This is a genomic window from Xanthomonas sp. BRIP62409, assembly GCF_003992965.1.
Classification (GTDB): domain Bacteria; phylum Pseudomonadota; class Gammaproteobacteria; order Xanthomonadales; family Xanthomonadaceae; genus Xanthomonas; species Xanthomonas euroxanthea.
Genome location: NZ_QEZJ01000015.1, coordinates 36825 through 49193 on the forward strand (window position 1 = coordinate 36825; position 12369 = coordinate 49193).

The window sequence follows — 12369 nt, forward strand, 5'->3', positions numbered from 1 at the left end:
GCGCGGTACCATTGGCGGTTTGAACCACGGTCCGCGCCATGAAGATTGCCTCCTGGAACGTCAACTCGCTCAACGTGCGCCTGCCGCACCTGCAACAGTGGCTGGCGGACTTCGCGCCGGACGTCGTGGGCATCCAGGAAACCAAGCTGGAAGACCACAAATTCCCGGACGCGGCCCTGGCCGCGCTGGGCTACCGCAGCGTGTTCTGCGGGCAGAAGACCTACAACGGCGTGGCGATCCTGTCGCGCTCGCCGGCGCTGGAGGTGCAGATGGGCATCCCCGGCTTCGATGACGTGCAGCAGCGTGTGATCGCCGCCACCGTCGATGGCGTGCGCATCATCAATCTGTATGTGGTCAACGGCCAGGATGTGGGCACCGACAAGTACGCCTACAAGCTGCGCTGGCTTGAGGCGGTGCACGACTGGATCGCGCAGGAACTGCAACGCCACCGGCAGCTGGTGGTGCTGGGCGACTTCAACATCGCCCCGGATGCGCGCGACGTCTACGCGCCGGAAGTGTGGAGCGACAACCACATCCTCACCTCCACCGCCGAGCGCGGCGCCCTCAACAAGCTGCTGGCGCTGGGCCTGCACGATGCGTTTCGCCAGCATCACGACGATGCCGGCCATTTCAGCTGGTGGGATTACCGCCAGGCCGCCTACCGCCGCAACCTGGGGCTGCGCATCGACCTGACCCTGGTGTCGGATGCGTTGCGCGCCCGCGCGGTGGAAGCGGGCATCGATCGCGAACCACGCACCTGGGAGCGCCCCAGCGACCACGCGCCGGCCTGGGTGCGGCTTGCCGAGGCCAGCGCATGAGCGAGCGGCATCTGCGGCGTAGCACGCACAAGGTTGGCGAGGTCACGCTCGGGGCGGTGCACCGGCTGAGCTGTCACTGCGGCGCGGTGCAGATCGATCTGGACCTGCCGCACGGGCTGCTCGATCCGCGCCGTTGCGATTGTTCGATGTGCCGCCGCCGCGGCGCCATCGTCGCCTCGGTCACGCTCGATGGCCTGCATGTGTTGCAGGGCGAAGACGTGCTGCGGCTGTATCAGTTCAACACGCATACCGCGGCGCATTATTTCTGCGGCGTGTGCGGTATCTATACGCATCACCGGCGGCGCTCCAACCCCAACGAATACGGCTATAACGTCGGTTGCCTGGAAGGCGTCAATCCGTATGCGCTGAACATCACCGTGCCGGTGGAAGACGGGGTTCACCATCCGGCCGATCGGGTTGCGGTCGATGGCTGAAACGGCAACGCCCGGGCAAGCCCGGGCGTTGGGTTCTGCAGCATTGCGTGTACGCCGTTTAACGCACGCGGCCACGTGTAAACAGGTTGACGATTGCCAGCAGAATTACCGCACCCACCAGCGACCACACGAAGGTCCACAAGGTGATGGCCTGATTGATACCGCCACCGAACAGGAAACCGGCAATCAGCGCGCCGACGATGCCGACCACGATATTGAGGATGATGCCTTGCTGCGCATCGCGACGCATGATGATGCTGGCCAGCCAACCCACGATGCCGCCGACGATCAACCAGATGATGATGCCCATGTTGCCGAACTCCTCATTCGATTGCACCGGAAGTAGTGCATGGGCGCCATTCAACGCAGACAGGCGTGAAGTGACTGTCGAGCGCGATCACACGCCGATGCGAGCGTTGTGCTTGGTGCATGCAGCGTGACAGCGTACGCGAGCTGGCACATCGGACCGGTGCAACTGTGGCTGCGTCCGCACCGGCATGGCGAGCGCGGCGAGCCCCAGGCGCGCGAGTTGCTGGGCCAGGCGCTGGCGTTGGAACCTGCCCGGGTACCGCTGCTGCGTGACGCGCGCGGGCGCCCTTCGCTGCAACCGGCCTTGCCCGATTGGGACGCCGGCTGGAGCCATAGTGGCGATTATCTGTTGGTCGGCCTGGGCAACCGCGTGCGGCTGGGCGTGGACCTGGAACGCATCCGCGCGCGCCCGCGGCTGCTGGAGATCGCGCAGCGATTCTTCCATGCCGACGAAATCGCACTGCTGGCCGGGCTGGAGCCGGACGCGCAGCAGGCGCTGTTTTTCCGCCTGTGGTGTGCCAAGGAAGCGCTGCTCAAGGCGTACGGGCATGGTCTGTCGTTCGGCCTGCATCGGCTCGCCTACGCGGTGGCACCCGACGGCGCATTGCAGTTGCAATGGTGCGACCCGGCGCTGGGCCAGGCCGCACACTGGCGGTTGCACGAGTGGTGGGCCGCCCCCGACTGCCGCGCCGCACTGGCGTTCCATCCATTGCCCGCCGACTAGGCGCGGCGATCAGCGCACTGCATCTTTGCACCGCAGCGCCAGCGCGTTGTCTTGATCGGGCTGCAGCGCGTGCAGGCCGTGGATCTGTGCCGTGGCGGCCCGACCACTGTCTCAGGCAGGTTCCGGCCACGCCGCGGCATGCGGCAGGATCGGCTGACGGAACTGCGCCACCCCGTCCAGATCGCGCAAGGTCACCGTCAGCACGCCGGTGCGTGCATCGATCTCCACTTCGCCAAAGAATTGAAATCCTGCCAGCGGCGACAGGTTCGGCGCCGGCGGGGCTTTCTGGAAGATCACTGTCGGCCCGAACGTGGCATCGAGTGCATTCGGGCCGAAGCTGCCCGCATTGAGCGGGCCGGCCACGAATTCCCAGAACGGCTCGAACTGCTGGAACGCCGCGCGGTCCGGGTGGTAGTAATGCGCCGCGCAATAATGCACATCGGCGGTCAGCCACAGCGTGTTGCGAATGCGCGCTGTGCTGATGAAACGCAGCAGCGTGGCGATCTCCTGTTCGCGCCCACGCGGCACGCCCGGATCGCCGTTGGCGATCGCCTCCCAGCGCGCGCGGCCCGCTGCGTCCTGCCCATCGGGGACCTGCAGGCCGATCGGCATGTCGGCGGCGATCACCTTCCATTGCGCGCGTGAACCGGCCAGTTCGCGCTGCAGCCAGGCCAGTTGCTGTGTACCGAGAAATGCCGCGTCCGCGCCCGGCTGCGGTTGCAGGTTGTCGCTGTTGGCGCCGCGATAGCTGCGCATGTCCAGCACGAACACATCCAGCAGCGGGCCGTAACCGATCTTGCGGTAGATGCGACCGTCGCCATCGGCACGCACGCCGCGCATCGGGGCGTATTCCAGGAATGCCTGGCGCGCACGACCGGCCAGCACCCCGATATCGCGCACCTGATAGCGCGCGTCCAGCTGCTTGCCGGGCGACCAGTTGTTGGTGGTTTCGTGATCGTCCCACTGCCAGAGTTGTGCGACCTCGGCATTGAAGCGGCGCACATGCTCATCGAGCAGGTTGTAGCGGTAATTGCCGCGGAATTCGTCCAGCGTTTCGGCCACCTTGCTCTTGGCCGCGGTGGTGAGGTTGCGCCAGCGCCTGCCTTCTTCGACGACCAGCTCGGCTGGGACGGGGCCGTCGGCATAGATGGTGTCGCCGCTGTGCAGGAAGAAGTCCGGGTTGCGCTCGCGCATCGCGCTGTAGATGCGCATGCCGCCGATGTCCGGATTGATGCCGAAGCCCTGGCCGACGGTGTCGCCGCTCCAGACAAAGCGCACATCGCCACGTGCCTGCGGCGCACTGCGCAGATGGCCATGCACCGGCGCGCTCGAGGCGCCGTTGTCGGCATCTTCGAAACGCACCCGGTAGAAGATGTCCTGATCGCGCGGCAACGCGCCCAGATCCACCCGCGCAGTGAAATCGTGCGCCGGCAAGGCCACCGGCCCATCCACACGACGCGCCTGCCGCAGGCTCGGGCGCGTATCCCATTCTACCCGTAGCCGCGCCGGCCGGTCGCAGCGGCTCCACAGCATGGCCCGGCCATCCACGACATCGCCGCTCTGCACCCCATCGGTGATCAGCGGCCGCCCGGACGGCGCAGCCAGGCTGCGCGTGGACCAAGCGGCAGTGGCCGGCAGCAACAAACCGGCACCCAAACCTTGCAAGACGCGGCGGCGGGCGGGATCGGCGGTGGGCATGGCATCCTCGATGCGTCTGGCAGCGGGCATCCAGATATAGCGCCGCTGTCTTACCGGGGCGTGTCCATGGCGCTGCATGACGCAGCAGGCCAGGCGGCGATGGAGGCCGTCACCTCGTTGCGCAGCACGCAGGTGATGGGGTGCGTGACAAGAGCGCGGAATGGCCGTTCACGCGTGCTGCCGCTGTCGTGGAAGCTCGGCGCAGGGATGCCGTGGCGGATGGGGGGCGCATGCCGTTGCCATGCTCCGCAGCACACCGCAGGCTCATGCCTCCACTGCGCCGGCCTTGCCGTCTTCGACCACGAAGCGTTTCAACGTCGAGACCGTGGCATCGCGGTCGCGGCGGTCGGAGATGCCTTGCAGGCGGGTTTCCATCCGCCCCGGCGTCAGCGTCACCGAGACATAGCCGCGGGTTTGGCCTTCGGCGTAGTGCACATGCGGGTTGAGCGCCATGGTGGCGTGCAGTTCGGCGTTGCTCTGGCCGTCGGACGTGATCGAGGTGCCGACGAATTCGGTGGCCAGCGTCGCCGAGTCCGGGTCGGCCGGATCTTTCTTCAGGTCGTTCACCCAGTACGAGTGGATGTCGCCGCCCCAGAACACCGGATTGCGCAGCCGCGTGGTGGCGATTGCGTCGAGCATGCGGGTGCGCGTGGCCGGGTAGCCGTCCCAGCCGTCGGTCCAGTGGCCGAATACGCCGTCGCGGCCATGCTGGTTCAGCGGTGCCACCAGCAGATCCTGCGCGATCACGTTCCAGCGCGCGGGCGATCGTGCGAAGGCGCCATGCAGCCAGCGCTCCTGTTCCCAGCCCAGCATGCTGCGGCGTGGGTCGGTGCGTTCGCGGCAGCTGGCGTCCACCACGTGGCCGCCGCGCCAGCCGTTGGCCTGCGGGCAGGGTTGTTCGCTGCGGTACTGGCGCCCATCGAGCACGTAGAAGCGCGCCAGCTGGCCGTAGTCCAGCGCCCGGTAGATGCGCATGTTGGCGCCATGCGGGCGGCTGGCTGCGCGCAGCGGAAAGTGTTCGTAAAAGGCGCGGTAGGCGGCCGCGCGTCGGGCCAGGAAGCTGTCGACCGCAATCGAAGGGTCCTGCGACCAGCGATTGGCGTAATCGTTCTGCACCTCGTGGTCGTCCCAGGTCGCCACGCAGGCGCTGCCGGCGTGCAGCGCCTGCAGGTCGGGGTCGGTGCGGTACAGCGCGTAGCGGTTGCGGTAGCCGGCCAGATCCAGGCACTCGCCGCTGCCGTGCGGGCGCACGATCTTCTTCGCCGCCTCGCCGCGGTTGCTGTATTCGTAGATGTAATCGCCGAGGAAGAACACCAGGTCCGGCTGTTCGGCGGCCAGGTGGCGGTAGGCGCTGAAATAGCCCTGCTCCCAGTGCGAACACGATACAAAGCCCAGTCGCGCCGCATCCGGCAACTGGTGCGGCGCCGGCAAGGTGCGCGCGCTGCCGACGGGGCTACGCGCGCCCAGCGCCTGGAAGCAGTACCAGTACGGGCGATCGGCGGCCAGGCCGGCCAGCTCCACATGCACCGCATGGCCCCAGGCCGGGCTGGCGACGGTCTGCCCCTGGCGCACGATGCGGCGCATGCCCGGGTCGCTGGCCACCTGCCAGCGCACCTGCACCGGGGCGCTCAATCCACCGCGTCCATCCGGCTCCAGCGGGCGCGGCGCCAGCCGCGTCCAGATGACGAAGCCGTCGGCCAAAGGGTCGCCGGCGGCCACGCCCAGGGTGAACGGGTCCGGGCTGCCGCCGGCACGTGCGAACGGGCTGAGCAGTCCGGTGGCCGCCAGCCCGGCGCCAGCGATGAGAAGACGGCGCCGGTCGTGATCCACGGCGGCAGGGGCGTCGCCGGGGCCGGGCAGGGGCGATGCGGAGGATGGGGCGATCAAGGACATGGACACAACACGCAATCAGGCGGACGCGACCATGGTGCGACGGGCGGATGTCCGTTCGATGGCAGCGGCACTGCCGTGGCTGACGGCGCAGGCTCGTGCTCCATCGACCATCGACCATCGACCGATGGCGGATGGCGGATGGCGGATGGCGGATGGCGGATGGCGGATGACGGGCACGGGGCGTGCCACCGCGGTGGTTGATCCTGCCCACCGCGATGCGCATGCGCCGGTGCAGCCGCCGCTGGCGTGGCTGCAGGCCCTGCGGCATCGCCAGACCTGAACGTGTGTGCTGGGCAGGTTCAAGTACGCCAGCTTCCTGCCCACGCGCCGCGCATCGCCACCATGCGCGGTACGCGTGCACCTGCACGCCGGCCAGCTGCGATAATCGCGGCATGAACGATGCCGCACTTGCCCCCGATGTAGCCGCCGCCCTGGCGCATGGCCTGCAGGCCCAATCCCTGGATGCGGACTTTGCCGCGCCGTTGTTGCGCTATCTGACGCTGCTGGTGCGTTGGAACAAGACCTACAACCTCACCGCCGTGCGCGACCCGCGCGAGATGGTCACCCGCCATCTGCTCGATTCGCTGGCCATGCAGCCCTACATCGCCAGCGGCACCTTGGCCGACCTGGGCACCGGCCCCGGCCTGCCCGGCATCCCGCTGGCGATCACCCGCCCGCAGCTGCAGGTCACCCTGGTGGAAAGCAACGGCAAGAAGGCGCGCTTCATGCGCGAGGCGCTGCGCCAGCTGGCGCTGGGCAACGCACGCGTGGCCGAGTCGCGCGCCGAAGCGCTGGACGAACCGGCCGCCTACGACCACCTCACCGCGCGGGCGCTGGATACGCTGGCCGGCATCATTGAGGTCGGCGGTCACCTGCTGCGCCCCGGCGGCAGCCTGCTGGCGATGAAGGGCATCTATCCGCACGACGAGATCGCCGCGCTGCCCCCCGGCTGGACGCTGGCCGAGGTGCATCCGCTGCAGGTGCCCGGCCTGGAGGGCGAGCGGCATCTGGTGGTGGTGCGCAAGGCAGGCTGAAACGGCCGGCCCGTCCGGCCGCGCGCCTTCACTCCCCACTCCCCACTCCCCGCGCTGGGACTTCCGGCCCATGGCAGCTGCCGTCCGGGCTGCCATGATCGAACGTTCGATCCGAACGCAGGCCGCCCGCACGTGACATCTCCTCTCGCCGCCGCACTTTCGCTCGCCCTGCTGGGCGCAAGCTTTGCCGCCACCTCGGCGCAGGCCGCCGCACCGGCACCAGTGGCGCCCGCCACGCTGACCACCGAGCGCCCCGCCGATGCGCGCTTCCGCGCCATCTACGAGAAAGAGTGGCGCTGGCGCCAGGCCGAGACCGGCCAGGCCGACGAAGACAGCGACACCACCGGCGACAACACCCATCTGCCCGATGTCGGCCCGGCCGCGCAGCAGGCGCGCCTGGCGGTATGGGACGACGTGCTCAAGCAGCTCGACGGCATCGACCCGAAACAGCTCTCGCCCAGCAACCAGGTCAACTACGCCATCTACCGCCCGCAGGTGGAAAACCTCGCCGCCGAGGTGCGCCTGCGCCTGTACGAGATGCCGTTCAACTCGGACAGCTCGTTCTGGTCCAACCTGGGCTTCATGGCGCAGCGGCCGATGAAGACTGCCGCCGAGTACCGCGCCTATATCGCGCGCCTGAACGATGTGCCGCGCTACTTCGACCAGCAGACCGCCAACATGCGCGCCGGCCTGGCACGCGGGTTCAGCGTGCCGCGCGCGGTGCTGGATGGCCGCGACGTTTCCATCGCCACCGTGGCCGATGTCAAGGATCCCACCGCATCCAGCTTCTACGCCCCGTTCAAGCAGCTGCCGGCGCAGATCCCCGCCGCCGAACAGGCGCAGTTGCGCGAGCAGGCCAAGGCCGCGCTCAGCACGGCGGTACTGCCGGCCTACGCCAAGCTGCTGGGCTTTTTCCGCAACGAGTACATGCCCAAGGCGCGCACCACGCTGGCGGCCGAAGCGCTGCCCGACGGCAAGGCGTTCTATCGCCAGCAGATCCGCGAATACACCACGCTGGAACTGACCCCGGAGCAGATCCACCAGATCGGCCTGGACGAGGTGGCGCGCATCCAGGCGCAGATGGACGCGATCATCCGGCAGGTTGGCTTCAAGGGCAGCTTTGCGCAGTTCCTGAGCTTCCTGCGCACCGACCCGCAGTTCTACGCCAAGACCCCGCAGGAGCTGCTCGATCGCGCCGCGTGGATCTCCAAGCGGGTGGACGGGCAGGTCGGCAGGTTCATCGGCACGCTGCCGCGCGGGCGCTTCACCATCAAGCCGGTGCCGGACGATATCGCCCCGTTCTGGACCGCCGGCCGCGGCGGCGCCACCACCTACTGGGTCAACACCTACAACCTGCCGTCGCGGCCGTTGTACAACCTGCCGGCGCTGACCCTGCACGAATCCTCGCCCGGGCATTCGCTGCAGGGCTCACTGGCGCTGGAGCAGGGCGACCAACCGGCGTTCCGCCGCGAAAACTACATCTCCGCCTATGGCGAAGGCTGGGCGCTGTACACCGAGAAGCTCGGCCAGGAAATGGGCATCTACGAGACCCCGTACGAGGAATTCGGCCGGCTCACCTACGAGATGTGGCGCGCCTGCCGGCTGGTGATCGACACCGGCGTGCACCACGACGGCTGGAGCCGTGAGCAGGCGCTGGCCTACCTGCGCGACCGCACTGCGCTGAGCGAGCACGAGGTCACCACCGAAGTGGACCGCTACATCTCCTGGCCCGGCCAGGCGCTGAGCTACAAGCTGGGCGAGATCACCATCGTCAAGCTGCGTGCCGAGGCTGAGAAACAACTGGGCGACCGCTTCGACATCAAGGCCTTCCACGACGCGGTGCTGAAGCAGGGGTCGGTGACCTTGCCGGTGCTGGAGCAGCAGGTGCGCGCCTTCATCGCCGAGAGCAAGTCACGCCCGGCCGCCGCCAGGCCAAACGCCGCCGCCCCCTGATCCGGCGCAACGGTCCGCTCCACGTAGGAGCGGACCCGGCCGCGACGCCCGCCCGACCCTGGCACCGCCGCGGCCTGGAACATCCAGGTGACCGCTGCCGGCGACCGGCCATCCACACGCTGTGTGCGTGCAGCCGGCATCCCGGCGTGATGCCATTGGTCCGACCCCGACCCCGACCCCGACCCGACGGCGTCGCGGCCAGGTCCGCTCCTACCGCGCTGCCGTGCCGGTGCGTGCCCGGCCGCCCATGCGATTGTGTAACTGCCCCGGCCCCGATACGCTGCGCCCATGCTGCTTCGCCGCGCCCGCCTGTTGCACCCCTTGCTGCGCCTGATGGCGTTGGCGGTGCTGGTCATGGGCGTGCTGGTGGCACCGGTGGCTTGCGCGCTGGGCGATGTGCATGCACTGGCGCACGACCAGATGCACCTGGAAGACACCGCGCCGCATGGCCATGACGGCGCCGACGAAGGCGATGCCGGCGAGCGCGACGGGGCCGGCCTGATGCACGCCCTGATGCATAGCGGCTACTGCCATGGCCAAAATCCGGCGGTATTGCCGGCGCTGGCCTGGCTGCCGCTGTCCACGCACGCGCAGGCCCAACCCGTGGCCGTGTTCGCGTACTACCGCTCGCACCTGAGCGAGACCGGATTGCGTCCCCCGATCGCGGCCTGATGCATCGCCGGCGGCTGCCGGCCTGTCCATCGATCCCGATTCCGGAGACACCCTCATGTGGTTGCGACTGACGGCACTGGCCGTCTTCGCGGTCGTGCCGTGCGCCATGGCGCAGGACGCACCGCCCAAACCCGTGCTGACCCTGGACGACGCCATCGCGCGCGTCGCCCGGCAGCACCCCGACCTGCGCCTGGCCGATGGTCAGCGCGCGGTCCTCACCGCCGAGGCCGAGCGCGACGCGCTGCGTCCGCCGTTGCGCATCGGCGCCGAACTGGAAAACGTGTTCGGCACCGGCCCGACCCGCGCGCTGGACCAGGCCGAACTCACCGTCACCCTGGCTGGCGTGCTGGAACGCGGCGGCAAGCTGGACGCACGCCGCACCCTGGCCCAGGCACGCATCGACGCACTGGCCCCGCAACGTGCGCTGGCGCGCCTGGATGTGCTGGCCGAAGTGGCGCGGCGCTATCTGGCCATCGGCATGGCCGCACAACGGCAGGCAGTTGCGCTGGAAACGCTGGCGCAGCGGCAGCGCACCGTCAGTGCCGCGCGCCAGCGGCTGCAGGCCGGCGCCTCGCCCGAATCGGTGCTGCTGACCGCCCAGGCCCTGCAGGCGCGCGCGGAACTGGAACGCGATCGCGCGCAGCAGGAGCTGCTGGCCGCGCGCCGCCAGCTGGCGGTGTTGTGGGGGCAGCGCACGCCGGACTTCGGCGAGGTCACCGGCGACCCGCTGCAGCTGCCGGCGATTCCCGACTTCGAGGTGCTGGCGCAGCTGCTCGATGCCACTCCCGAACTGGCGCGCTTGAACGGTGAGCAGCGCGTGCGCGAGGCACGGGTGCGGCTGGCACGCAGCCAGGCGCGCCCGGATCTGGACTGGCAGGTGGGCGTGCGCCGGCTCGAAGCCAACGATGCCACCGCACTGCTGGGCAGCGTCTCGCTAGCGCTGGGCAGCGCCGCGCGTGCGCAACCGGAGATCCGCGCCGCCGAGGCGGAGCTGTCGTTGCTGGAGATCGAACGCCAATCGCAGGCACTGACGCTCTACGCCACGCTGGCCGACGCGCATGGCCGCTACCGCGCCGCGCAGCTGGAAGTGGCGCGTATGCGCAGCGATGTGCTGCCCGCACTTGCGCGTGCCGATGCCGCCGCCGAGCGCGCGTACCGCGCCGGCGCCACCAGTTATCTGGACTGGGCGCAGTTGCAGGCGCAGCGCAGCGATGCACGCCAGCAGCAGCTGGCGGCGGCGCTGGAAGCGCAGAGCGCATTGATCGAGATCCAGCGCCTGACCGGGCAGCCATTCGTGGTCGACAACGCTGCGCAGGTGCGGCCATGAGCGCGACGTCCGCTGTGCGTTTTCGCCCTGCCTGCCCGTGTGCGCCGGGATCTGCTGCGCCGGGATCGGTATCGACGTTCGCAATCGCGCCGGCATCCAGCAGTCGCCAGGCGATGCCCGCGCCCACCGCGCAGCCAGAGCGTTCGGCGTACCCCTTCTTCGTTCGTTCGCCCGGCGCAGCGCGTCGGTGCCCACCAGGATGTTCTTCGATGACACGTTTTCTGATCGCGCCGCTGTTGCTGGCGCTGCTGCTGGGCGGCTGCGGCCGCAACGGCGAAGAAGCACATGACCATGCAACGCCCGGTGCCGAGGGCGAGGCCGACGCACATGGCGAAGACGCCGAAAAAGGCGCGCACGGTGGGCGCCTGCTGCGCCAGGACGGCGACAGCGTGGAGCTGGCGATTGCCGAAGACGGCACGCCGCCGACCTATCGCGCCTGGCTGTACCACGACGGCAAGCCCTTGCCGCCCGGCGCCGGCACTGTCGAAGTGCGTTTGACCCGGCTCGGCGGCGTCCACGAAGTGCATCGATTGCGCGCGCGCGACGACGGCAGCCTGCTGGCCGACAGCACGGTCGGCGAGCCGCATTCGTTCGACGTGGAAGTGCGCGCCACCGTGCAGGGCAAGCCGCGTCGCTGGGCCTATCCCAGCTATGAAGGCCGCACCACCATCGCGGCGAAGATCGCGCAGGACGCCGGCATCCGGGTCGCGCCGGTCGGTCCCGGCAGCATCGCCGACCAGCACGAGGTGCAGGGCCTGCTGACGCCGGCAGAAGGTGCGCAGGCGCAGGCCACCGCGCGCTTTCCCGGGCCGGTGCGCAGCCTGCGCGTCAACGTCGGCGACCAGGTGCGCGCCGGCCAGGTCCTGGCCACGGTGGAGAGCAATCTGAGCCTGACCACGTATCCGGTCAGCGCGCCGATCAGCGGCACCGTGCTCGCCCGCAACGCCAGCCTGGGCAGCAACGCCAGCGAAGGCCAGGCGCTGTTCGAGATCGCCGACCTGTCGAGCCTGTGGGTGGATCTGCACATCTTCGGCGCCGATGCCGGGCACATCACTGCCGGCGCACCGGTGACGGTGACGCGCATCAGCGATGGCGTGGTGGCGCAGACCACGCTGGAGCGCGTGTTGCCGGGCACGGCCACGGCCAGTCAGAGCACGGTGGCGCGCGCGGTGCTGCGCAACAGCGATGGCCTGTGGCGGCCGGGTTCGGCGGTGAAGGCGCGGGTGACGGTGGCGCAGCAGCCGGCGGCGATGGTGGTGCCGGTGGGGGCCTTGCAGCAGTTCCGCGACTGGGAGGTGGTGTTCGTGCGGGTTGGCGATGTGTACGAGGTGCGGCCGGTGACACTGGGCGCGCGCGATGCGCAGCAGGTGCAGGTGGTGTCCGGTCTGGCGTTGGGGGATGCGGTGGTGGTGGAGCAGAGCTATCTGGTCAAGGCCGACATCGAAAAGTCGGGGGCCTCGCATGATCATTGATCGCTGCGTTTACGGCTTGCTTCTTCCTCGGCCGC

Annotated in this window: 12 protein-coding genes; 9 read left to right on the top strand and 3 right to left on the bottom strand. The window is 69.2% G+C overall.

Going from position 1 to position 12369, the window contains the following annotated elements:
• Nucleotides 1–38: 38 nt before the first annotated feature.
• A complete protein-coding gene (gene xth / locus EO170_RS04735) occupies nt 39–818 on the top strand; it encodes an exodeoxyribonuclease III (protein WP_104649893.1) in 780 nt (259 codons plus the stop codon).
• Complete coding sequence (locus tag EO170_RS04740; RefSeq protein WP_115678100.1) at nt 815–1252, top strand: GFA family protein; 438 nt, start codon at nt 815–817, stop codon at nt 1250–1252. The genes xth and EO170_RS04740 overlap by 4 nt, the downstream gene beginning before the upstream one ends.
• Nucleotides 1253–1310: 58 nt before the next feature.
• Here the strand turns inward: EO170_RS04740 and EO170_RS04745 are convergent, their stop codons facing one another.
• Nucleotides 1311–1562 carry a GlsB/YeaQ/YmgE family stress response membrane protein gene (locus EO170_RS04745; protein WP_016901812.1) on the bottom strand — a complete coding sequence of 84 codons (252 nt, stop codon included), beginning with the start codon at nt 1560–1562 and terminating at the stop codon, nt 1311–1313.
• 126 nt (nt 1563–1688) lie between these two features.
• Here EO170_RS04745 and EO170_RS04750 point away from each other — a divergent pair, with 126 nt between their 5' ends.
• Nucleotides 1689–2285, top strand: coding sequence for a 4'-phosphopantetheinyl transferase superfamily protein (locus EO170_RS04750; protein WP_115678099.1), 597 nt, complete (start codon nt 1689–1691; stop codon nt 2283–2285).
• A 111-nt stretch (nt 2286–2396) separates the two neighbouring features.
• Here the strand turns inward: EO170_RS04750 and EO170_RS04755 are convergent, their stop codons facing one another.
• Together EO170_RS04755 and EO170_RS04760 are read right to left on the bottom strand one after the other, a co-directional pair.
• Nucleotides 2397–3983 carry an alkaline phosphatase D family protein gene (locus EO170_RS04755; RefSeq protein ID WP_126942875.1) on the bottom strand — a complete coding sequence of 529 codons (1587 nt, stop codon included), beginning with the start codon at nt 3981–3983 and terminating at the stop codon, nt 2397–2399.
• Nucleotides 3984–4247: 264 nt separating this feature from the next.
• On the bottom strand, nt 4248–5876 hold the full coding sequence (locus EO170_RS04760; RefSeq protein WP_126942878.1) for an alkaline phosphatase D family protein: 1629 nt from the start codon (nt 5874–5876) through the stop codon (nt 4248–4250).
• On the opposite strand from EO170_RS04760, the gene EO170_RS04765 reads away from it, so the two are divergent.
• From EO170_RS04765 to EO170_RS04790, 6 genes are all read left to right on the top strand, one after another.
• On the top strand, nt 5875–6156 hold the full coding sequence (locus EO170_RS04765) for a hypothetical protein (protein WP_126942881.1): 282 nt from the start codon (nt 5875–5877) through the stop codon (nt 6154–6156). The two genes, EO170_RS04760 and EO170_RS04765, sit on opposite strands and share 2 nt — an antisense overlap.
• A 112-nt stretch (nt 6157–6268) precedes the next feature.
• Nucleotides 6269–6910, top strand: coding sequence for a 16S rRNA (guanine(527)-N(7))-methyltransferase RsmG (gene rsmG / locus EO170_RS04770; RefSeq protein ID WP_104585644.1), 642 nt, complete (start codon nt 6269–6271; stop codon nt 6908–6910).
• A 132-nt stretch (nt 6911–7042) separates the two neighbouring features.
• Nucleotides 7043–8863, top strand: a complete 1821-nt coding sequence (locus tag EO170_RS04775; RefSeq protein ID WP_126942884.1) for a DUF885 family protein — start codon at nt 7043–7045, stop codon at nt 8861–8863.
• 288 nt (nt 8864–9151) lie between these two features.
• On the top strand, nt 9152–9535 hold the full coding sequence (locus tag EO170_RS21445) for a hypothetical protein (protein WP_164739202.1): 384 nt from the start codon (nt 9152–9154) through the stop codon (nt 9533–9535).
• 55 nt (nt 9536–9590) lie between these two features.
• Nucleotides 9591–10862: a TolC family protein gene (locus tag EO170_RS04785; RefSeq protein ID WP_126942887.1), complete on the top strand. Its 1272-nt coding sequence runs from the start codon at nt 9591–9593 to the stop codon at nt 10860–10862.
• A gap of 209 nt (nt 10863–11071) precedes the next feature.
• Nucleotides 11072–12334: an efflux RND transporter periplasmic adaptor subunit gene (locus tag EO170_RS04790; protein WP_126942890.1), complete on the top strand. Its 1263-nt coding sequence runs from the start codon at nt 11072–11074 to the stop codon at nt 12332–12334.
• Nucleotides 12335–12369: the final 35 nt, after the last annotated feature.